Here is a 19,168-nt window from a genome sequence, read left to right on the forward strand (position 1 = left end):
GAGGGCCACCGCAAACTACCTCCAGAGCAAGCCGGGTCAGGGCTGGGCCGTTACGGTGCCGGCTCTGTTCCTGTGCGGCCGTCCCGGATCTGATCATCTGATTCCAGCAGGGCGGCGAGGGCGGCCAGGGCGGGAACGGCTTGTTCGATGGCCTTCTGGGACGCCTTGGGTAGGCGGTGCAGCGCTTGTCCCAGGCGGCGGTCGTTCGCCGCCTGCCACGCGCTGAGCACCTCGGTTCCCTTGTCCGTCAGGCTGAGGCTTACGGACCGCCGGTCGCCGGGACGGGTCAGGCGTTCCACGAGTCCGGAGGTCACCATCTGCTGGATCAGGTTGCTCACTGTGTTGACGGCCAGGCGCTGACGCACAGCGAGTCCGCTGACGCCCAGGCCCGGCTCATCGGCAAGACGCTGCAGCACCTCAACCTGAGCCATGGGCAGTGATTCCCAAGGAAACTCCTGCCGCACGCTTGAGCGTAAAACCCGGCGCAGGCGTGTGATCGCCCCGGTCAAAGACCACGTGTCGGGGAGCGCCTGGGCGCTCGCGGTTTCCAGCACGGATTCGTCGGCCGAGTTCATGACCTCAGCCTATCCCGATACAACCACCTATAGAATAGTTCTGTGGCAGAACCAATTCTTTTGCATGTGCGGCCTATCGGGGCCGAGAAACGGCGGCTCCCGGGCCGGGTAGGGCAAGGTGGCCGGTCCGGCCCGCACCGGGGTCCGCAAGGGCACAGTCGCGCCACAACACTTTTCAGACAGGATCCCTCCCCGCTATGACTGCCAGTGATTCCTATATTCCGTCCCCGACGGTCAGCGCCTTCCATGTGGGGCCGCTGACGATCCATTTCTATGCCCTCTGCATCATGGCCGGCATTGCGGTTGCTGTCTGGCTGGGATCCCGGCGCTGGACGGCCCGCAGCGGCCACCCCGGACAAGTGCTGGACATCTGCCTGTGGGCGATCCCGGCCGGGATTATCGGCGGCCGGATCTATCACGTCATCACCGACCCGGAGCTGTACTTCGTGCCTGGCGCGAACCCCTGGAATGCGTTCGCCATCTGGGACGGCGGCCTGGGCATCTGGGGCGCCATCGCCTTGGGGTGTGTGGGGGCGTGGATCGGCTGCCGCCGGGCCGGCGTCTCACTCGTTGCCTTCCTTGACGTGGTGGCCCCCGGCGTCCTCTTTGCCCAGGCCCTGGGCAGGTGGGGGAACTGGTTCAACAACGAGCTCTACGGGGACTCGACCACGCTGCCGTGGAAACTTCAGATCCACCAGATGGACACCGCCACAGGATCTGCGCTCACCGACGCCTCCGGCGCCCCGGCGGTGCTCGGCTATTTCCAGCCCACCTTCCTCTACGAGTCTCTCTGGTGCGTGGCGCTCGGCTTCCTGATCCTCTTCCTGGATCGGAGATTCAGCCTCGGAGCCGGAAGCGTTTTCGCTCTCTACGTCGCGGGCTACACCGCCGGGCGGTTTGCCTTTGAATTGATGCGCTCGGACTACGCCAACCTGATCCTGGGTCTCAGGGTGAACACCTGGGTGGCGGCACTGATCTTCCTGGCAGGGGCCGCCGGATTTGTCCTGCTCTTCCGCCGCGGGCGCTCGGTCGCCATCCCGGCCGGCACCGGTTTCGACGTCGACGCCGGCACTGACGCCGCCGCCGGTTTCGACGTCGACGCCGGCACTGACGCCGCCGCCGGTTTCGACGTCGACGCCGCCCAGCAACCGCCGTCGTCGGGCCTGCGGCCGCAACTGGAGAGCGCACCGAGGGAACACACTGATGCTAAGTAAGGACTCGCGATGGGGGAAGATCCTGTCCTTCGTTGCTGCCGGCGCACTCTGCGGAGTGCTCGTGGCGGGACTGTTCCTGCCGGCAACCGCGGTGGCAGGAACGGCCGTCAGCTCTTCCATCGGCATGTTTAACCAGCTGCCCGATGACCTGGACATGAGTGCCCCTCCTGCCGCCTCGAGGGTGCTCGCCAGCGACGGGTCCGTGATTGCCACCTTCTACGCGGAGAACCGCAGACCCGTGCCCCTGGTCAAGATGTCCCCGTTCATCCGGGACGGGATCGTCTCGATCGAGGACGCGCGCTTCTACCAGCACGGGGGAATCGACACCACAGGGATCCTCCGGGCGCTGGTGGCGACCGCGCAGGGCGGACGCCAGGGCGCCTCCACCATCACGCAGCAGTACGTGAACAACATGATCATCGAATCCCTCGTCGCCCGGGGCAAGGGCGATGAGGTCAAGCTTGGCTACGCCAAGACGATCGGCGACAAGCTGCGGGAAATGAAGCTCGCCATTGCCCTGGAGACGAAATACTCCAAGGACCAGATCCTGCAGGGCTACCTGAACATCGTCTATTTCGGCAACGGCGCCTACGGCATCGACGCCGCCGCCCGGGAATACTTCAACGTGCCCGCCAGCGCCCTGGCTCTGCCCGAGGCCGCGGCCCTGGCCGGCGTCGTGAACAGCCCGGTCTACTACGACCCGCTCACCGAACCTGCCCACGTGGTGGCCCGCAGGAACGAAGTCCTGGACAAAATGCTCCAGCAAGGACATATCACCGCAGCGGAACACGACGCCGCCGTGAAAGCGCCTATCGGCCTGGCCGTCCACCCCAGTAGCCAGGGCTGCTTCGGCGCCACCACGGCCCCGTATTTCTGCGACTACGTCCAGCGACTGATCCTCAACGACCCCGCCTTCGGGGCCGATGAAGCGGCCCGCAAGAAGCTCCTGTATCTGGGCGGGCTCACCATCCACACGACATTGGACCCGAAACTCCAAAAAGTAGCCCAGGACGAAGTCAGCGCCTCCATGGCCGCAGCCGATCCCCTGCAGCGCGGGTCCGTGCTGGTCAGCATCCAACCCGGAACCGGCAAGGTTCTGACCATGGCGCAGAACACTGTCTACAACCCTGCCACGGCACCGGGGAACTACATGGGCAACTTCGCCCTGCCCGAGAAGGACGTCAACGGCCGGCCGCTCGACGGTGCCGGCGGGTTCCAGATCGGCTCCACGATGAAGCCGTTCATTTTCGCTGAATGGCTCAACTCCGGAAAATCGATGGCCACCCAGCTGGACGGATCGGTCCGCGTTTACAGGGCCGGATACCCCTGGAAGAACTCCTGCGGGGTCACCACTGGATCCTACGACCCGGCCCTGGGCCAGACCCCGCTGCCGAACGACGATCCCGACCATTACTTCCGGATGAGCGTCCTGCGGGGCCTGTACCAGTCGATCAACACCATCACCTTCCAGTCCGCCGCCCAGCTGGATTTCTGCAACATCCAGAAAATGGCGACGGCGGCAGGGGTCACGAACGGGCACACGAACCAGCCTTACGACCTGTCCAGCATCGCCAGCCTGATCGGGACCCAGGATGTCGCTCCGCTGTCCATGGCCAACGCCTATGCCACGTTCGCCGCCAGGGGAGTGCACTGCGACCCGATTGCCCTGGACGCGGTCACCGGCCCGCATGGACGGAACTACCCTGTGCCCGGAGCGGACTGCCGGCAAACCATCGACCCCGATGTCGCTGCGGGCGTCACCTACGCGCTCAAGAACGTGCTGACCCGGGGCTCCGGCTACAACATTCCGGTGAACAAGAGCCACGACATCTTCGCCAAAACCGGCACCACCGACGGAAACACCATGACCTGGACCGTCGGTGCGACCTCCGGTATCTCTACGGCTTCATGGTTCGGCAGCTACCAGGGCATCGGTCCGCGCTGGGTCAACCAGGACATCACGATCAACGGACGATACTATGCCGCCGTCGACGGCGCCGATATCGCCGGCGGCCAGTGGGGGCGCCTGATGGACGCAGCGGCGCAGCACTATCCTGCCGCGCCGTTTGCCCTGCCACCGCCCTCCATGCTGGGGTGATGAGGCTATCGGCCCGGACCTGTCCGTCTCTGGCATAGCAGTCGATGGGACAGCGACCGCAGATTTTTCCGTGGGCCCCATATTGGCCCGACCAATGTTGAAGGAGCCCTCATGCCGGACACCGAATCTCAGAACGTTAGCCCGGGAGAAGGTGCCTCGCCGGGGCTGGTTGTCCATGTCGCCGGACCGGCCGAGAGCGCCGGGCTCGCTGCAGCCCTGCGAAGTGCGGATAACGCTGTGGCAGCCCTTGCTGCGGGTGTCCCTGTCGAGGTCGTCGTCCAGGGGCCCGGGGTTGTTCTGTTGGCCACAGGTTCAACGCTGGGGGAGGCCATTGGCGAAGCTGTTGGCCGGGGCATCCGGATCCACGCATGCGGGAACAGCCTGCGTTCGGTGGAACTGATCCCGGGGCAGCTTCTTCCCGGGGTCGGATCCGTCCCGGCGGCCATATCCTATCTCGCGACGCGGCAGTGGGAAGGTTGGGCGTATATCCGCTTGTGAGACCGCTGCAGTCAGGCGGAGGGGCCGCCCGCTGATCCCGGCCGGCTGGGAAACAGCGGCCGGCAGGCAGTACACACATCGCCACTATCCCCGTCGGGGGAAGGCGAAACGGCCCTCCGCTCGAGTTCGAGGCGCTCCCGCAACGCCCAGCGCAACAGGGCAACGGAGAGGAGCGCGAAGGCAGGTTGGATCAGGCCGGCCAGCACTGCGGGGGCGGCGCCGACGAAGAGGTGGGCCGAGAGGCTGCCCTGGCCGGTGGACGTTGCGACCGCCAGTCCGGTGAGGCCAAGGACGGGCCATCGGAGGTCGCAGAGGGTGGTCTCGGCTCCGATGGGGGCCCCGATGTAACTGCCTGCCACCAGGCCGGTCAGGAGTGACCCCGCCGCGAGGACCACAAAAGACCACCAGGTGGCAGCCGTTTCTGTCATCATGCCGTTCGTGGCAACGACAACAGTCGCAGCGGCGGCAGCGGCGACGGCTGCCACCGCCACACGTGACGCCTGCCAGCGGCGAACCTGGCCCCAGTCACGGCTCATGGACCACGGTGTATGCACCCTTCCACGGTGATCGTCGCCCGGGATTTCTTGTTCGATCCGGCGGTCCGCATCCATGACTCTTCCTAACTGTGCTCTGGTTGTGGGTGCGCTATAGCGGCGCGGGAGTGCAGCCCAGTCCAGATGACCACAACACCCACGAGGTCATCGCGACAAAACTGAGGCCGGAGTAGCCCATCGAGGCCAAAACCGGCCCGGCCAGGGCCCCGCCGAGCGCGCCAGCGGCATTCATGCTCAGATCCGAGACGCCCTGGATGGCGGCCCGGTCTTGAATATGGACGGACTCGGCCACCATCGCCGAGCCGGCCACTACGGAGGCTGACCATCCGAGCCCAAGCAGATTGAGGCTGACCGTGACTCCGGTGCGGGAGTCGGCAGCCACGCCGGCGATCAGCAGCGACGCCAGCAGCATGGTCTGGCCCAGCAGCACGACGCGCAGCCTTCCTGCCTTGTCCGCCAGGCACCCGAACATGGGGAGAGGGCATACATCCCGGCGATGTGCAGACTAAAGGTGAAGCCCACGATTGTCAGGCTTGCGCCATGATCGCGCAGGTGAACCGGGGTCATGGACATAAGCCCCACCATCGTGGCGTGGCTGAGTGCGACGGCGGCGAGGGGGCAGTCAAAGGACAGGTGGCGATCCGCACGGTGCATTCCAAGCCGTGGCTTGCTGGAACCTAGGGGTTTGCGTTCAGCCGTCCGGGGTCGAGGGCGAAGTTCACCGAGATCTCAGGGACTGATGTCAGTGAGTTGTGCACGGTGCAGTGGGACGCGACGGCGAGCAGAGCCTCGCGGCGTTCGGCGGGCACGCCTGCGGGGATGGTGAGGCGCACCTCGATCCGGGCGACGCGTGCGGGGCGTGAGCCCATGCTGAAGTCCGCTTCCACGGCCAGGCCTTCGGTGGGCAGCTTGTGCCGGCTGAGGTAGCGGCGGGCGTAGAACGCGACGCAGCCTGCGAGGCTCGCAATGAACAGCTCGGTGGGGGTGGGGCCGGTGTCTTCCCCGCCGTCGCCGGCCGGCTGGTCGGTCCGGATGACGTGACCGCGGACGTTAATGTCGAAGCGGTCACCGCCCCGGTGTACGATGTGTACCGGCTGGCTGTCGCCGGACGCGGGGCCAGGGGCTGGCTTTGTGCTGCCGGGGGCTGTGATGACTGGTTCGCTGCTCATGCGCGCTTCTCGATCCGTAGGTGGGCGTGCCCCAGAGGCCCCCGGTCGGGGCCGTGGACCAGGTGGCTTCCTAGGATGCCGGGGCGGCTGCCACTTTCGCCCGGACCTCGTCCATGTCCAGCTCCTTGATGCCCTTGATGAGCTGTTCCAGTCCGGTTGCGTTCATCGCCCCCGGCTGGGAGAAGACGAGGATCCCGTCCCGGAAGGCCATCAGGGTGGGGATGGAGGTGATGCGGGCGGCGGCGGAGAGGCCGGGCTCGGCCTCCGTGTCCACCTTCGCGAAGACGACATCCGCGTGGTTCTCGGAGGCCTTACTGAAGGTGGGGGCGAACATCCGGCAGGGCCCGCACCAGGCTGCCCAGAAGTCCACAAGCACGATTCCGTTGCCGGTGACGGTGTCGTTGAAAGTCTTTTCGGAAATGTCGATGGTTGCCATGGGTCAATAATATACCCCCAGGGGTATTGCCGCAAGGGCGGCGTCGGTTTGCATTTATACCCCTGGGGGTATCATTATGGAAGAAGGGAGATGCCCGCCGGGAGCCGCCGGGGTCCTCAGTTTTCGCAGCAGCACAGTCCGCCCTATCGAAAGGTCCAGCACATGGAAATCACCCCCCAGCAGCTCGCTGAACAGCTCAAGAGCGGCAGCGATGCCCAGATCGTGGATGTCCGCGAATCAGTCGAAGTCGCCGAAGGCATGATCCCCGGCGCAAAGCATATAGCCCTGGGCGAACTGGCCGGGCGCCTCGGCGAGCTGGACAACGCCCGTCCGGTCATCGCCGTGTGCCGCAGCGGACGCCGGAGTGCGGCAGCCGCGGACCAGCTGGCGGCCGCAGGGTACACGGCCTACACCGTCCCCGGCGGAATGCTTGATTGGACGGCTGCGGGCCTCCCGACCGCCTGATCCCACCAGACCGCCCGGACGGCGCGCCCCCAAGCGCCGTCCGGGCTTCCACCTGTCCGGACCGTGTCCCTGACATGGCGGACCGGGCGGTGGACGGCGGCTACCCGCAAGCGCAGGGCCGCCATAAGAAATGCTCCAAGATATACCGAAAGAGATCATGACTTCCTTAAAGACCACCCCTGTCGAGTCCGCCCCCAAGTCCATCGATGCCTCGACCCTGAAGGCTTGGGAAGACAACCACGATGATCTGATGATCATCGACGTGCGCAGCGGCGCAGAGTTCGACGCCATGCACATTAACGGTTCGTACCATGTGCCGCTGGCCATGCTTAGTGAACACACGGAAGAGTTCGCGGCCAAAATGGGCACCCGCGTGGTCCTCGTCTGCCAGTCCGGCAACCGCGCCGAGCAGGCCCGCAAGCACCTGGACTCCGTCGGCCTGGCCAGTGCCAGTGTCCTGACCGGCGGGATCCCCGCCTACGCAGCGGCCGGCGGCAACGTTGTCCGCGGCCGGGGCCCCTGGGCCCTGGAACGCCAGGTCCGGATGACCGCCGGCTCCCTTGTCCTGGCCGGGATGCTCGGCAGCAAGTTCATCTCGCCCAAACTCGGCCTGATTGCCGCCGGCATCGGTGCCGGCCTGACGTTCTCCGCGGCCACCAACAGCTGTGCCATGGGTCAGATGCTCTCCAAGATGCCGTGGAACCGCTCCGCGAACGAGCCCACCGCGCACCAGGCCCTGAAGAACCTGGACGCCCGGGCATGATCATCTCCGCGGCGGCCTTCGGGCTGATCGTCGGCGGCCTGCTGGGCCTGGTCGGAGGCGGCGGATCCATCCTCGCCGTGCCCGCCCTGGTCTACGGGGTCGGTCTGCCGCTCGCCGCGGCGATCCCGACGTCGCTGGTCGTCGTCGGCGCTTCCTCCGCCGTCGCGGTGCTGCCCCGACTGCGGCACGGGGTGAACTGGAGGCTGGCGCTGATCATCGGGGCCGCAGGGACCGTGACCGCCTACCTCGGCGCGGCGGTAAACCGGCTCCTGGACCCGAAGATTCTGCTGCTGGCCTTTGCGGCGATCATGGTCTTCGCCGGCATCCGGATGCTGATGCCGTCCACCTCTGTCGGCGGTGCCTGCGCACTGCCCGGCGGCGGCGTCAACTGGCGCAGCTGCCTCCCCAAGGCAATTGCCACCGGCGCCGTCGTCGGGTTCCTGACCGGCCTGCTGGGCGTGGGCGGCGGCTTCCTGATCGTCCCGGCGCTCACCCTGATTCTCGGACTCCCGATGGCATTGACCGTCGGGACCTCACTGGTGATCATCGTGATCAACTCGGCCGCAGGCTTCGCCGCCCACCTGGGCGATCTGCAAATCAACTGGGCCGTCACGGCAGCCTTCGCGGCCACCGCGATGGCCGCGTCGCTCGCGGCCGGGCGGATCGGCACCGGCATCCCGGACAGGGTCCTTAAACGCGGCTTCGGAATCCTGGTCCTGATGGTCGCCGCCTACGTCGCCGCACAGGCACTCCTCTCCTGAGGACGCCGGAGCGGGCATAGGGAAGCGCCGGAGGACATATCCTCCGGCGCTTCCCTATGCCCCAACGCCTGTCCCGGGCGCGCCGGCCTATCGTCCGAGCAGCTTCGCGAAGAAGCCCTTGCCGGCCGACTTCTCCTGCTCGTGCCCGCGGCAACGCTGGGAGGCCGGGACCCCGCGCATGACCTGGTCAACGTGCTGGCCGCAGCCGGCCCACGTCGTCTTCTGGCATTTCTTGCATGTCACTGCACGGCACATCTGTTGCTCCCTTTACCTGGCTGGACCGTCCCATCGGTATACCCCGTGGGGTATTTTGATGAGGGAATACTTCGCCTTGAAGATGGAGCGGCAGTCCGGCGTGCCGGGGCGGCTGCAGCCTTCGAAAGAGTAGCGTGTCGTGCCTAGGGGGATGTCGTGGAAGAAATTCTGATTGCAGGCGGGAAAGGGCGGCTCGGTGTCAGCGGGGCAGGGTTTCTTCACCTGTTCTGGACGCCCGGTTCACAGGTCGACCTTGACGACGCCGTGATGTCCATCGAGACGATGCAGGGCCTGAGCGCCGGCCGGGCACTGCCCCTCGTCGTCGAAATCTCTGACGTGACCATAAATGCCGCGGCGAGAGGCGCCTATGAACGCGCCAGAGCCGTCTCCGCCGTGGCTATGGTCGGTTCCACCGTGGTCGACAAGGTTGTGGCGGCCGCCCTGGGACGGCACGGCTTCTGTCCGCACGCCTACTTCACCTCGCGCGCGGAGGCACTTGAATGGCTGGATGGTCTCGCCTCGTCACAGGGCCGCGGGTTGCGCCAGGGATAGCGTCTCCGCTCTCTGATGTGCCAGAGGGGTGCGAGGCGTCATCACTACGGCCGCTTCCGGCAGGAAAATCCTCTTGATTCGACTGCGGATCGGGAGGATTGTTGGCCCTGCGGGACGACGTAGTGCCGCGAAGACGCTGTTTCCGTAGCGGGAGGCACGATGGCGGCAGGCATGAGTTTCCGGATTGTGGTCGGGGTCGACGGGTCGGACTCTTCACTGGCAGCTCTTGAGTGGGCTCTTGAAGAGGCCCGGCTGCGGTCAGGGCAGGTTCACGTTGTCACAGCTTGGCACTACCCCGTCATTGGTGACGCGGCCGGCAAAGCTGAGGACCATGATTCATTCGGAGACAATGCCCGGCATGCACATGCTGATGCGGTGCGGCGCGCATCAGAAACAGGCCTCACGGTCACCGGTGAGGTGACGGAGGGGCACCCCGCCGACGTGCTCCTGAAGGCTGCGGCCGGGGCGGACCTGCTGGTGGTCGGATCGCGGGGTCATGGCGGCTTCGCCGGAATGCTTCTGGGCTCGGTATCGAGCCACGCGGTGCACCATGCCCAGTGCCCTGTGCTGGTCGTCCGTACCGGCGCCGAAACGGTTCAAGGCTGAGGGCAGGTGCCGGAGCCTCAAGGGCTTTCATCCGCGCACGCAACCCGGCCTCTGGAGAGCATCGGCCCCAACGCGGTCCCCCTGCAGCGGACCCGGCTCGCGGTCCGGCTCCCTGGGAAGCTCGGGGCGCCCATGCCCTGGATGCTAGAAGCAGCAACTGTCTTTGAATTCGCACTGGCAAAATGGCTGGACGCGCCCATCATCCTCCCGCGCGCGTCGTGCGTTTTCCCGCCTGGCTCCGAGGTCCTGCGGTGAAGGGGCAATACCGGGCGTCATCTGGTTACTTCACTTATCCGCGGCAGATGTTGGCGGCGGCCCGGTATTACCGGACCGCCGCCAACGCTGTCAATCAATTAGTTCAATTATTGCCAGGATCAGTTGCTGGAAACGGATTCCCGCGCCTGTTGCCAGGCGGCCCATCCGGCGTAGCTGCCATCGAGTTCGACGACGTCGTACCCGGCACGGCGCAGCGCGCTGGCCGCGACGGAGTTCCGGACCCCGCTCTGGCAGTAGGACACGATGGTGCCCTCTGCGGGGAGCTCGTCCAGGTGCCACATCACGCGGCCGCCGCTGAGCTGGTAGGAGCCGGGGATGTGTCCGGCCGCGTGCTCGGTCTTGTTGCGGACGTCAAGCACCATCGCGGCGTCGAAGCCCTCAAGCTCCTCAGGCTGGATCAGCTTCGGGACGGAGATCGGCAGACCGTCGAGGCTGGTGACGTAGCCGGCGACCTTGTCGATGCCGACGCGAACGAGGTGGTCCCACATTTCCTGCGCGTCAGCCTGGCTGGAAGCGAGGAGCACCAGCGGGGTCACGTCGGTTTCCGGGTTCACGACCCAGGCGCCGAAGCTGGCGGTGGACTTGCCGGCCGGGACGTTGACCGAGCCGGTGACAGTGCCTTCGTGGACCTGGCCGTTGGAGCGGGTATCCACGAAGATGACCTTGTCCGCGGCCAGGTCGGCGGCGACGTCGGCGGTGGCCAGCTCGGCCAGGGGTGCACGTTCGCCCATGACGGCGGGGCCTTCACGGTTTTCGCGCTTCATCCGGGCGAAGTAGGCGTGGGCGTCGGGCTGGCCGTCGAGCAGTTCGTTGATGAAGCCCTGCTCGTCGTTGGCGGCCAGGTAGGGGCCCCACCAGGCGTAGAGGCGTTCGTAACCGACGGTGGAGGACGGGATGGCGCCGAGGGCCTTGCCGCAGGCGCTGCCGGCGCCGTGGCCGGGGTGCACCTGGACGTGGTCCGGCAGGGTCAGGAACTTGTCCCGCAGGCTGGCGAAGAGCTGCTTGGCGCCGGCGAAGCGGGTGTCGATGCCGCCGGCGGCCTCGTCGAGCAGGTCCGGCCGGCCGAGGTCGCCGGAGAAGACGAAGTCACCGGAGAGCAGGTACCCGGGGGTGTCGGCGAACGCGCCGTCGGTGATCAGGAACGACAGGTGCTCCGGCGTGTGTCCCGGGGTGTGCAGGGCCTTGACGGTGATGTTGCCCAAGGTGACCGAGTCGCCGTCGTTCAGCCGTTCGGCGTCGAACCCGTATTGCCAGTCCGCGCCGCCCTCGCCGGAAACGTACGCGGTGGCGCCGGTCGCGGCAGCCAGTTCACGGGTGCCGGACAGGAAGTCCGCGTGGATGTGGGTCTCCGTGACGGCAACGATCTTCATCCCGTTGGCCGCCGCAAGATCCCGGTAGACCGTGATGTCACGGCGGGGATCAACGACCAGCGCTTCACCCTTGGCCTGGCAGCCAATGAAGTAGCTGGCCTGGGCGAGGTCTTCGTCGTAAATACGCTCGATAAGCATTGGGACTCTCTTTCGTTGGACGGTCGGGGAGTCTCCGTATGGGGATCCTCCGGTGGTCTACACACAACAATAATACCCCCCGGGGTATCTTGCAAGCGGCCTGCAGTGGAGTGAATTCCGGATTCCCGCCGCTAGCTGTTATACCCTCCGGGGTATAGAATTAGCAAAGCACCCACCCATCTTTGGAGCCCGCCATGGAACTTGATTCGACAGAACTCACCCCGATCATCAACCGGCTCAAGCGCGCCCAGGGCCAGCTCGCCGGCGTGACGCGCATGCTGGAGGAGGGGAAGGACTGCAAGGACGTCGTCACCCAGCTCGCCGCTGTCTCGAAGGCCCTGGACCGTGCCGGTTTCGCCATCATCGCGAGCGGCCTCGAACAGTGCCTTGTCCGCGGGGATGCGAGCATGGACACCAAGGACCTGGAAAAGCTATTCCTCTCTCTCGCCTGAGGCCCCGACTATCCCTGCAGGAGCAGCCATGAGCTATACGCATACCGTTACTGTGCCTCTGGGCTGGGAAGAGGCAGTGCAGTACACCCGCGATGCCCTCGCCGGGCAGGGATTCGGCATTCTGTCCGAGATCGATGTCCGAGCCACTTTTGAGGCCAAGCTCGGCACGGATGCCGCCGAGGAGCTCGGCGACTACGTGATCCTGGGCGCCTGCAACCCGGCCCTGGCCAGCCGGGCCCTCTCCGCAGAACCGGATATGGGCGCGTTGCTGCCCTGCAACGTCGTCGTCCGCCGGGGCAGGGGCGCCGCCGAGACGACCATCCAGGCCATCGACCCGCAGACCATGGTGAAGCAAAGCAGCAGCCCGGCCGTCCGCGACGTCGCCGACGACGCCGACACCCGGCTGCGCGCCGCCCTGGCTTCCCTCAGCGGTGCTGGATCTCCGGGGCGCTGAAGAACTTCACCCCCGGATTGATGATCCGTCCTAGCCTTTGCCCATCACGGACGTTGCCCATCACGGACGTCGCCCGGCCGCGGCAGTGTTCGCGGCGCATTGCTACGCTGGGGCGATGATTCTCCTCACCGGATTCGAGCCCTTCGGCGGCGAAACGGTCAACCCGTCCTGGACCGCGGCCCGTTCGGCGGCGCGGCTGCTCCAATCTGAAGGGCTGGATGTCCAGGCCCTCGAACTGCCATGCGTGTTCGGCGAGTCGGCCGCGCTGCTGCAGGAGGCCCTGGAACGATTCCGGCCGGAGCTTGTGGTGTGCGCCGGCCAGGCCGGCGGGAGGCCACGGATCTCCCTGGAGCGGGTGGCCATCAACTGTGATGACGCCCGGATTCCGGACAACGCCGGCAACCGGCCCGTGGACGAACCCGTGGTCCAGGGCGGCCCGGCAGCCTATTTCACGTCGCTGCCTGTCAAGGCGGCGCTCGCGGCGTTGACCGCCCAGAACATCCCGGCCGAGGTCTCCCAGACCGCCGGGACCTACGTCTGCAACCACGTCTTCTACGCGCTCATGCACGCCTTGCGGTTGCGTCCGGGCACGAGGGGAGGCTTCGTCCACGTCCCCTATGAGGACAGCCAGCTCCCGGCCGGGAGCGGCACGCCGTCGCTGCCGGCACAGCAGATGGCGGCGGCGCTCGCCGTCGTGGTCCGGACCGCGCTGGTGACGACGGCGGATCTCAAGCTCGCTGCCGGCGCAACGCACTAACCCACAACGGTCACCCGAGCAGTTCCCAGACGACGCCGACTGTTGCCGTGACGCTGGACTCGCCGGCTTCGACGCTGAGCGACTCCGCCGACGCCGCCCGCTGCAGCTTCGCGACCGGGACCGGTGCCTGGAAGCCGGTGTGTTGAGTCAGGGAAACAACCTGGCCCAAAGCCGCACCGGAGAGGGCCGCGTAGTGTTCGGCAGTGGTCCGGGCATCCGTCCAGGCGGCCTCCCGGGCCCGGGCCTCGACGGCGGAGGCATCCGCGAAGCCGAGCGTCAGCCCGTTCAGCCGGACATCGTCCCCGCCGGCCGCAACGGCCGCGGCGAGGATCTGCGAGGACGCGGACAGCTCCCGGATCCGGATCGTCAGCGTGCTCGATGCCAGGTAGCCGGTCACGGTCTGGCCGCGGCCCTCCTGCCAGTTCACCTCGGCCCGGACGTTCAGCCCGGAGGTGGCCATGTCGGCGTTGTCCACCCCGTGCTGCCGCAGGGCCGCGGTGACCGCGGCCGATCTGGCACCTGCATCGCTGTAAGCTTCGGCAACGGTTTCCCGGCGGCATTCGACGCCGACGGACAACGTGAGGAGGTCCGGCGCCGCCTCCGCACTGCCCGTTCCGGTCACCGCGATACTTCTGGGGGTCTCTGTCATGTCAGGCCTCATAACGGTTGGGGGCAGTCACGCCCGTGCTTCGGTGATTTCGCGGACGGGTCCCCGGGCGGCGGAGCAGGGGGTAGCCGCCCGCTGCCAACCCGGCGTGTTGCTCGAAGACGTTGCCGCTGCCCGGGTTGCCCGTCCGCCAGAGCGACCAGGCCGCGGCGATGAAATACAGCGGAAGGAACGGCAGCCCCAGGCACCAGGCGTACTGGGTGCTGTGGCGCTCCTCGTGCCCCAACAGGGCAGGATTAGCGCGGGCGGATTCGGGCCCGGCACGGAACAGGATCACGTTGCCCACGGTGAAGGCCGCGGCGGAGGGAAGCCGCCAGCGGTAGCGGCAAGCGATCAGCAGCCCGCGCGGACCGGGGCGGATGGTAGTCCGGGCGCAGGCTGCCAGCAGCAGGCCCAGGAGGGTGGACCCGTTGAGCATGTTGGCGATCTGCCGCAGCCGTTGTCCGGACGTCATGGGGCCATGCTAACCGGGGGCGTGCCCGGCGGTCAGGGGTCCGCGGTGTGTGTGGTCGGCCGTCAGCGGTCCGGCGGGACCGCGGCGTCACGAACGCCTGGCGTTTGACGGCGATTGACTGGCGGTAGACGGCCGTCTACTAGACTGGGGTCAGTGACCATAAGCCTTGCCGAGAACCCGCGCCGAGCCCTGTGCCCGGCCGCGTGCTCTCGGCATGATCCGACTCGTAGCTAAGAACAGTAGATGACTGAAACTTTGCCGGGCGCAGCCGTCCCGAATCCTCTGGATGAAGCTGCCATTACCGCTGCCGTAGACCAGGCCGTTGCCGCCATCGCCACCGCCGCCACCCTCGATGAACTCAAGGCCGTGCGCCTCGCGCACACCGGCGAGAAGTCCTCGCTAAGTCTCGCCAACCGCGAGATCGGCGCGCTGCCCAAGGACCAGAAGCCCGCCGCCGGCAAACTCATGGGAGCCTCCCGGGGGCGCGTCAACAAGGCGCTCGCGGACCGCACGGTGGAGCTCGAAGCCGAGAACGACGCGCGGATCCTCGTCGAAGAGACCGTGGACGTCACGGCGGCCCCCCGCCGGCGCCGGGCCGGTGCACGCCACCCGCTCTCTACGCTGCAGGACCGGGTCGCGGACATCTTCGTCGGCATGGGCTGGGAGATCGCCGAGGGCCCCGAGGTCGAGTCCGAATGGTTCAACTTCGATGCCCTGAACTTCAAGCCGGACCACCCGGCCCGCGAAATGCAGGACACGTTCTTCGTGGAGCCGCCGGAGGCCCACCTCGTGATGCGCACCCACACGTCGCCGGTTCAGGTCCGTTCCATGCTGGAACGCGACCTGCCCATCTACGTGCTGTGCCCGGGCAAGGTGTTCCGCACGGACGAGCTCGACGCCACGCACACCCCGGTCTTCCACCAGTTCGAGGGCCTGGCCATCGACAAGAATCTCAGCATGGCCGACCTCCTGGGTACCCTGGAGCACTTCACCCGGCAGATGTTCGGGGACGACGCCCAGATCCGGCTGCGACCCAACTACTTCCCGTTCACCGAGCCCTCCGCGGAGCTGGACATCTGGCACCCGGGCGCCAAGGGCGGCCCCCGCTGGATCGAATGGGGCGGCTGCGGCATGGTCAACCCCAACGTGCTCCGCGCCGCCGGCATCGATCCGGACATCTATTCAGGTTTTGCTTTCGGCATGGGCATTGAGCGTGCCCTCATGTTCCGCAACGAGGTCGGCGACATGCGCGACATGATCGAAGGCGACGTACGTTTCAGCGAGCACTTCGGGATGGAGATCTAACAGTGCGTATCCCACTTTCCTGGCTGCGTGAATTCGCGCAGGTACCGGCCGGAGCCACGGCCGAAGACGTTATGGCCGAGCTCGTCAAGGTCGGTTTTGAAGAAGAAGCAGTCCACAGGCCGACAGAGACCCTGCAGGGCCCCATCGTGGTGGGCCAGGTCCTGAGCATCGTCAAGGAACCGCAGACCAACGGCAAAACGATCAACTGGTGCCAGGTCCGCGTGGTCCCCGAGGGTCAGCAGCAGAGCCTCACCGGCGAGGGCATCGATCCCTCGGGCGTGCAGGGCATCATCTGCGGCGCCCACAACTTCGTGGAGGGCGACAAAGTGGTGGTCACGCTGCCCGGCGCCGTCCTCCCGGGCGACTTCAGGATCTCCGCGCGCAAGACGTACGGTCACCTCTCCGCGGGCATGATCGCCTCCGTGCGCGAGCTCGGCATCGGCGAGGACCACGACGGCATCCTGGTGCTGTCGAGGATTGGGCTGGACCCGGAAATCGGCGCCGACGCCATGGAACTGCTCGGGCTGTACGATGAGGCCGCCGAAATCAACGTCACCCCGGACCGCGGGTATGCATTCTCGATCCGCGGCGTGGCCCGGGAGTACGCCCACGCGACCGGCACCTCCTTCACCGACCCGGCGTCCAGGGTCCAGGCCCCCGCAGCACTGTCCGGCGGCTACGGCGTCAAGCTCAACGACGACGCCCCGGTCTACGGCAAGCCCGGCTGCGACCGCTTCGTGGCCCGCACCGTCCGCGGCGTCGACGCCACCAAGCCGACGCCGCCGTGGATGACTTCCCGGCTGCGCCTCGCCGGCATCCGGTCCATCTCCCTGCCGGTGGATATCTCCAACTACGTCATGCTGGAGCTCGGACAGCCCACGCACTGCTACGACCTGGACAAGCTGTCCGGCGACATCGTGGTCCGCCGTGCCGTGGCCGGGGAAAAGATCACCACCCTGGACGAGAAGGTCCGCGCGCTCGACGTCGAGGACCTGCTCATCACCGACGATTCCGGCGCGATCGGCATCGCCGGTGTCATGGGCGGCGCCGCCACCGAGGTCTCCGACTCCACCACGGGCATCCTCGTGGAGGCGGCGCACTTCGACGAGGTGTCCATCGGGCGCTCCCGCCGCCGCCACAAGCTGCCGTCCGAAGCCTCCAAACGCTTCGAACGCGGCGTGGACTGGCAGGTGGCCGGCATTGCCGCCCAGCGCGTCGTTGATCTCCTCGTCGAACTCGCCGGCGGCATCGCCGACGAAGCGGGGACCGACGTCGGAACCGCGCCGGATGCCGTCACGATCGAACTGCCGGCAGGGTACCCCTCAACCCGCATCGGGATCGACTTCACCGACGAACACATCGTGACCGCCCTCGAAGACCTGGGCGCCGTCGTGGTGAAGAACGGTGCCGGCTACACGGTGACCGCGCCAAGCTGGCGCAACGACCTCGAAACCAAGGACGACCTCACCGAGGAAATCGCGCGGCTGGTCGGCTACGACAAGATTCCGGCGACCCTGCCGGTGGCGCCCCCGGGCCGCGGCCTGACCCGCGTGCAGCAGCAGCGCCGCCGCCTGGTCCAGGCCCTGGCCGCCGCGGGCCTCACCGAGGTGATCGCCTACCCGTTCGTTTCCAAGGCCGCCAATGACACCTTCGGCGTGGCCACGGAGGGCACGCCGCACAAGTCGCTCAAGCTGGCCAACCCGATCAGCGAGGAGCACGGCTTCCTGCGGACCTCGATCCTGCCGGGCCTGATCGAGGTGGCCAAGCGCAACCATTCGCGCGGCTTCCGCGACCTCGCCCTCTTCGAGGCAGGGCTCGTGTTCCTGCCCGGCGAGCAGCTCGGCACCGCATCGATTCCGCCGCTCGGCGCCAAGCCCGGCGACGAGGTGCTCGACGCCCTGTACGACGGCGTCCCGGACCAGCCGCTGCATCTCGCGGCAGTGCTCACGGGGCACGATTCGCCCGCCGCACCGGCGCACACCCCCCGGGCGTGGGACTGGGCGGACGCGGTGGACATCGCCCGCACCGCCGGTGACGTGCTGGGCGTCGACCTCGTCGTCACGCAGGGCCGGCACCAGGCCTTCCACCCGGGCCGCGCGGCGCAAATTGCGCTGCGCACCGGCGACGTGGTGGGGTACGCGGGCGAACTGCACCCCAAGCTGCTGGCAGCCTATGACATGCCGGCCCGCTCCGTGGCGCTGGAACTGAACGCCGATGCCCTCTTCGAGGCTGCCGCCGACGTGATCGTGGCGCGGCACATTTCGACCTACCCGGTCGCTACCCAGGACGTGGCGCTCGTGGTGGCGCAGGACGTCCCCGCGGGAGACGTGCTGGCGGCCCTCCGCGAAGGCGCCGGCGAACTGCTTGAGGACGTCGCACTGTTCGACGTCTACGCGGGCAAGGGTATCGAGGACGGCAAGAAGTCGCTGGCGTTCAGCCTGCGCTTCCGCGCCGATGACCGCACCCTGACGGCCGACGAGGCCTCGGCGGCGCGTGAGGGTGCCGTCGCCGCAGCCCACGAGCGCTTCGGAGCGGTGCAGCGCTGAGAACTGCGCTGGTGACAGCGCTGACTTTTCTGGAAGGGGCGGGTCATGGCAGCACACCTGGTTGTGCGTGCCTGCCCGCCCTTTGGCGTTCCCGGAGTGTCCGGGGTCCATCGGGACCCTGGCCACTCCGCCGCAGCTGATGCAGCAGCGGCGGCAGAGCTGGAACGCGACACGCGTTCCCTGTTGGACGCCGCCGAGCTAGGCCGGGCTGGCGCAATGACCCCGCGGACCCGGGCAGACTTCCTCGCCGGGCGGGTCGCGCAGCGGCGGTTCGCCGCCGAGCTCCTCGGCGTGCCGGCGTCGGACCTCACCGCCTGGTACAGCTGTCCCCGGTGCGGCACCGGCGCGGACATCTCCCACGGCCGGCCGGGTTACCTGCTCCGCGGGGAAGCCGCGCCGCTGCTGCTGAGCTTGTCCCGCGCGGCGGGCTGGACACTGCTGGCCGGCGTGGCGCACCCGGATCCCGGACTGCGCCTGGGCATCGACGCCGAGGATCCGGCCCGGGCGGACTTCGACGGTTTCGACGACGTCGTGCTGACCCCCGCGGAACAGCGGCACCTCGCCGGGCTGCGCGGCATCGCCCTGCTGCGCGGCCGCGCGCGGCTGTGGGCGCGCAAGGAGGCGTGGCTCAAGATGCTGGGCACGGGCCTGCAGACGGCTCCGGACACTCTCGAGGTGCTGGATGACGCCCAGCAGACCGGCGTGAACGGCTGGGCCGGGCTCCGGGACCTGCCGGCGGCAGAGACGGGCCTGCCCGCGGAGCTCGTGGCCGCCGTCGCCCTCGCGGTCCTTCCTTAGAGAAC

The 19,168-nt window shown here is 67.4% G+C and carries 23 protein-coding genes; 14 read left to right on the top strand and 9 right to left on the bottom strand.

All coding sequences use genetic code 11. From position 1 onward, the window contains the following. Nucleotides 1–50: 50 nt before the first annotated feature. The gene (locus AB4Y72_RS04205; protein WP_441424898.1) at nucleotides 51–431 is read right to left on the bottom strand and encodes a MarR family transcriptional regulator; all 381 of its coding nucleotides are present in this window, start codon (nucleotides 429–431) and stop codon (nucleotides 51–53) included. Between the two features lie 341 nt (nucleotides 432–772). On the opposite strand from AB4Y72_RS04205, the gene lgt reads away from it, so the two are divergent. The 3 genes from lgt (at nucleotide 773) to AB4Y72_RS04220 (ending at nucleotide 4,385) form a co-directional block, all read left to right on the top strand. Beyond that, nucleotides 773–1,789, top strand: a complete 1,017-nt coding sequence (lgt, locus tag AB4Y72_RS04210; protein WP_441424899.1) for a prolipoprotein diacylglyceryl transferase — start codon at nucleotides 773–775, stop codon at nucleotides 1,787–1,789. Continuing rightward, nucleotides 1,779–3,887, top strand: a complete 2,109-nt coding sequence (locus tag AB4Y72_RS04215) for a transglycosylase domain-containing protein (protein ID WP_441424900.1) — start codon at nucleotides 1,779–1,781, stop codon at nucleotides 3,885–3,887. Before lgt ends, AB4Y72_RS04215 begins: the two co-directional genes overlap by 11 nt. Before the next feature lie 111 nt (nucleotides 3,888–3,998). Then, on the top strand, nucleotides 3,999–4,385 hold the full coding sequence (locus tag AB4Y72_RS04220) for a DsrE family protein (RefSeq protein WP_441424901.1): 387 nt from the start codon (nucleotides 3,999–4,001) through the stop codon (nucleotides 4,383–4,385). 11 nt (nucleotides 4,386–4,396) lie between these two features. On the opposite strand, the gene AB4Y72_RS04225 is transcribed toward AB4Y72_RS04220, so the two are convergent. The 4 genes from AB4Y72_RS04225 to trxA form a co-directional block, all read right to left on the bottom strand. Continuing rightward, a complete protein-coding gene (locus AB4Y72_RS04225; protein ID WP_441424902.1) occupies nucleotides 4,397–4,921 on the bottom strand; it encodes a hypothetical protein in 525 nt (174 codons plus the stop codon). 109 nt (nucleotides 4,922–5,030) lie between these two features. Beyond that, nucleotides 5,031–5,411 (bottom strand): hypothetical protein, encoded by a 381-nt coding sequence (locus AB4Y72_RS04230; RefSeq protein WP_441424903.1) that lies wholly within the window; start codon nucleotides 5,409–5,411, stop codon nucleotides 5,031–5,033. A 205-nt stretch (nucleotides 5,412–5,616) separates the two neighbouring features. After that, nucleotides 5,617–6,108, bottom strand: coding sequence for an OsmC family protein (locus AB4Y72_RS04235; protein ID WP_441424904.1), 492 nt, complete (start codon nucleotides 6,106–6,108; stop codon nucleotides 5,617–5,619). Nucleotides 6,109–6,178: 70 nt separating this feature from the next. Next, complete coding sequence (gene trxA, locus AB4Y72_RS04240; RefSeq protein WP_441424905.1) at nucleotides 6,179–6,544, bottom strand: thioredoxin; 366 nt, start codon at nucleotides 6,542–6,544, stop codon at nucleotides 6,179–6,181. 162 nt (nucleotides 6,545–6,706) lie between these two features. Here trxA and AB4Y72_RS04245 point away from each other — a divergent pair, with 162 nt between their 5' ends. The 3 genes from AB4Y72_RS04245 (at nucleotide 6,707) to AB4Y72_RS04255 (ending at nucleotide 8,533) form a co-directional block, all read left to right on the top strand. After that, a complete protein-coding gene (locus tag AB4Y72_RS04245; protein ID WP_441424906.1) occupies nucleotides 6,707–7,009 on the top strand; it encodes a rhodanese-like domain-containing protein in 303 nt (100 codons plus the stop codon). Nucleotides 7,010–7,166: 157 nt separating this feature from the next. Continuing rightward, nucleotides 7,167–7,772: a rhodanese-like domain-containing protein gene (locus AB4Y72_RS04250; protein ID WP_441424907.1), complete on the top strand. Its 606-nt coding sequence runs from the start codon at nucleotides 7,167–7,169 to the stop codon at nucleotides 7,770–7,772. Then, nucleotides 7,769–8,533, top strand: coding sequence for a sulfite exporter TauE/SafE family protein (locus tag AB4Y72_RS04255; RefSeq protein WP_441424908.1), 765 nt, complete (start codon nucleotides 7,769–7,771; stop codon nucleotides 8,531–8,533). The genes AB4Y72_RS04250 and AB4Y72_RS04255 overlap by 4 nt, the downstream gene beginning before the upstream one ends. An 87-nt stretch (nucleotides 8,534–8,620) precedes the next feature. On the opposite strand, the gene AB4Y72_RS04260 is transcribed toward AB4Y72_RS04255, so the two are convergent. Further along, entirely contained in the window at nucleotides 8,621–8,788 is a 168-nt protein-coding gene (locus AB4Y72_RS04260; protein ID WP_441424909.1) for a hypothetical protein, read from the bottom strand. A gap of 156 nt (nucleotides 8,789–8,944) precedes the next feature. Here AB4Y72_RS04260 and AB4Y72_RS04265 point away from each other — a divergent pair, with 156 nt between their 5' ends. Together AB4Y72_RS04265 and AB4Y72_RS04270 are read left to right on the top strand one after the other, a co-directional pair. Further along, nucleotides 8,945–9,340 carry a DUF7793 family protein gene (locus AB4Y72_RS04265; protein WP_441424910.1) on the top strand — a complete coding sequence of 132 codons (396 nt, stop codon included), beginning with the start codon at nucleotides 8,945–8,947 and terminating at the stop codon, nucleotides 9,338–9,340. A 171-nt stretch (nucleotides 9,341–9,511) separates the two neighbouring features. Next, nucleotides 9,512–9,946, top strand: coding sequence for a universal stress protein (locus AB4Y72_RS04270; RefSeq protein WP_441424911.1), 435 nt, complete (start codon nucleotides 9,512–9,514; stop codon nucleotides 9,944–9,946). Between the two features lie 374 nt (nucleotides 9,947–10,320). Here AB4Y72_RS04270 and AB4Y72_RS04275 read toward each other — a convergent pair whose 3' ends face one another. Further along, a complete protein-coding gene (locus tag AB4Y72_RS04275) occupies nucleotides 10,321–11,730 on the bottom strand; it encodes an MBL fold metallo-hydrolase (RefSeq protein WP_441424912.1) in 1,410 nt (469 codons plus the stop codon). A gap of 194 nt (nucleotides 11,731–11,924) precedes the next feature. Here AB4Y72_RS04275 and AB4Y72_RS04280 point away from each other — a divergent pair, with 194 nt between their 5' ends. The 3 genes from AB4Y72_RS04280 to pcp all read left to right on the top strand — a co-directional run bounded on the left by AB4Y72_RS04280 (nucleotide 11,925) and on the right by pcp (nucleotide 13,393). Next, the gene (locus AB4Y72_RS04280) at nucleotides 11,925–12,182 is read left to right on the top strand and encodes a metal-sensitive transcriptional regulator (RefSeq protein WP_441424913.1); all 258 of its coding nucleotides are present in this window, start codon (nucleotides 11,925–11,927) and stop codon (nucleotides 12,180–12,182) included. A 28-nt stretch (nucleotides 12,183–12,210) separates the two neighbouring features. Further along, nucleotides 12,211–12,636, top strand: a complete 426-nt coding sequence (locus tag AB4Y72_RS04285) for a DUF302 domain-containing protein (RefSeq protein WP_441424914.1) — start codon at nucleotides 12,211–12,213, stop codon at nucleotides 12,634–12,636. Between the two features lie 115 nt (nucleotides 12,637–12,751). Continuing rightward, nucleotides 12,752–13,393 carry a pyroglutamyl-peptidase I gene (gene pcp, locus AB4Y72_RS04290; RefSeq protein WP_441424915.1) on the top strand — a complete coding sequence of 214 codons (642 nt, stop codon included), beginning with the start codon at nucleotides 12,752–12,754 and terminating at the stop codon, nucleotides 13,391–13,393. A 10-nt stretch (nucleotides 13,394–13,403) separates the two neighbouring features. Here pcp and AB4Y72_RS04295 read toward each other — a convergent pair whose 3' ends face one another. Both AB4Y72_RS04295 and AB4Y72_RS04300 read right to left on the bottom strand, forming a co-directional pair. Next, nucleotides 13,404–14,042: an SIMPL domain-containing protein gene (locus AB4Y72_RS04295; RefSeq protein ID WP_441424916.1), complete on the bottom strand. Its 639-nt coding sequence runs from the start codon at nucleotides 14,040–14,042 to the stop codon at nucleotides 13,404–13,406. A 1-nt stretch (nucleotide 14,043) separates the two neighbouring features. Next, complete coding sequence (locus AB4Y72_RS04300; protein ID WP_441424917.1) at nucleotides 14,044–14,514, bottom strand: eCIS core domain-containing protein; 471 nt, start codon at nucleotides 14,512–14,514, stop codon at nucleotides 14,044–14,046. 243 nt (nucleotides 14,515–14,757) lie between these two features. Here AB4Y72_RS04300 and pheS point away from each other — a divergent pair, with 243 nt between their 5' ends. The 3 genes from pheS to AB4Y72_RS04315 are packed head-to-tail and all read left to right on the top strand — an operon-like array spanning nucleotide 14,758 to nucleotide 19,163. After that, entirely contained in the window at nucleotides 14,758–15,819 is a 1,062-nt protein-coding gene (gene pheS / locus AB4Y72_RS04305; protein ID WP_441424918.1) for a phenylalanine--tRNA ligase subunit alpha, read from the top strand. 2 nt (nucleotides 15,820–15,821) lie between these two features. After that, nucleotides 15,822–18,365, top strand: coding sequence for a phenylalanine--tRNA ligase subunit beta (gene pheT, locus AB4Y72_RS04310; RefSeq protein WP_441424919.1), 2,544 nt, complete (start codon nucleotides 15,822–15,824; stop codon nucleotides 18,363–18,365). 45 nt (nucleotides 18,366–18,410) lie between these two features. Next, nucleotides 18,411–19,163, top strand: a complete 753-nt coding sequence (locus AB4Y72_RS04315; RefSeq protein WP_441424920.1) for a 4'-phosphopantetheinyl transferase family protein — start codon at nucleotides 18,411–18,413, stop codon at nucleotides 19,161–19,163. Nucleotides 19,164–19,168 lie beyond the last annotated feature (5 nt).

The sequence above is a fragment of the Arthrobacter sp. YAF34 genome, assembly GCF_052113245.1.
Classification (GTDB): Bacteria; Actinomycetota; Actinomycetes; order Actinomycetales; family Micrococcaceae; genus Arthrobacter.

Coding starts and splice junctions, on each gene's coding strand:
- trxA (WP_441424905.1), bottom strand. CDS start 6,544: ATGGCAACCATCGACATTTCCGAAAAGACTTTCAACGACACCGTCACC.
- AB4Y72_RS04225 (WP_441424902.1), bottom strand. CDS start 4,921: ATGAGCCGTGACTGGGGCCAGGTTCGCCGCTGGCAGGCGTCACGTGTG.
- AB4Y72_RS04245 (WP_441424906.1), top strand. CDS start 6,707: ATGGAAATCACCCCCCAGCAGCTCGCTGAACAGCTCAAGAGCGGCAGC.
- AB4Y72_RS04235 (WP_441424904.1), bottom strand. CDS start 6,108: ATGAGCAGCGAACCAGTCATCACAGCCCCCGGCAGCACAAAGCCAGCC.
- AB4Y72_RS04285 (WP_441424914.1), top strand. CDS start 12,211: ATGAGCTATACGCATACCGTTACTGTGCCTCTGGGCTGGGAAGAGGCA.
- lgt (WP_441424899.1), top strand. CDS start 773: ATGACTGCCAGTGATTCCTATATTCCGTCCCCGACGGTCAGCGCCTTC.
- AB4Y72_RS04255 (WP_441424908.1), top strand. CDS start 7,769: ATGATCATCTCCGCGGCGGCCTTCGGGCTGATCGTCGGCGGCCTGCTG.
- AB4Y72_RS04270 (WP_441424911.1), top strand. CDS start 9,512: ATGAGTTTCCGGATTGTGGTCGGGGTCGACGGGTCGGACTCTTCACTG.
- AB4Y72_RS04220 (WP_441424901.1), top strand. CDS start 3,999: ATGCCGGACACCGAATCTCAGAACGTTAGCCCGGGAGAAGGTGCCTCG.
- AB4Y72_RS04230 (WP_441424903.1), bottom strand. CDS start 5,411: ATGTTCGGGTGCCTGGCGGACAAGGCAGGAAGGCTGCGCGTCGTGCTG.
- AB4Y72_RS04275 (WP_441424912.1), bottom strand. CDS start 11,730: ATGCTTATCGAGCGTATTTACGACGAAGACCTCGCCCAGGCCAGCTAC.
- AB4Y72_RS04205 (WP_441424898.1), bottom strand. CDS start 431: ATGGCTCAGGTTGAGGTGCTGCAGCGTCTTGCCGATGAGCCGGGCCTG.
- AB4Y72_RS04295 (WP_441424916.1), bottom strand. CDS start 14,042: ATGACAGAGACCCCCAGAAGTATCGCGGTGACCGGAACGGGCAGTGCG.
- pheS (WP_441424918.1), top strand. CDS start 14,758: ATGACTGAAACTTTGCCGGGCGCAGCCGTCCCGAATCCTCTGGATGAA.
- AB4Y72_RS04250 (WP_441424907.1), top strand. CDS start 7,167: ATGACTTCCTTAAAGACCACCCCTGTCGAGTCCGCCCCCAAGTCCATC.
- pcp (WP_441424915.1), top strand. CDS start 12,752: ATGATTCTCCTCACCGGATTCGAGCCCTTCGGCGGCGAAACGGTCAAC.
- AB4Y72_RS04315 (WP_441424920.1), top strand. CDS start 18,411: ATGGCAGCACACCTGGTTGTGCGTGCCTGCCCGCCCTTTGGCGTTCCC.
- AB4Y72_RS04215 (WP_441424900.1), top strand. CDS start 1,779: ATGCTAAGTAAGGACTCGCGATGGGGGAAGATCCTGTCCTTCGTTGCT.
- AB4Y72_RS04300 (WP_441424917.1), bottom strand. CDS start 14,514: ATGACGTCCGGACAACGGCTGCGGCAGATCGCCAACATGCTCAACGGG.
- AB4Y72_RS04280 (WP_441424913.1), top strand. CDS start 11,925: ATGGAACTTGATTCGACAGAACTCACCCCGATCATCAACCGGCTCAAG.
- AB4Y72_RS04260 (WP_441424909.1), bottom strand. CDS start 8,788: ATGTGCCGTGCAGTGACATGCAAGAAATGCCAGAAGACGACGTGGGCC.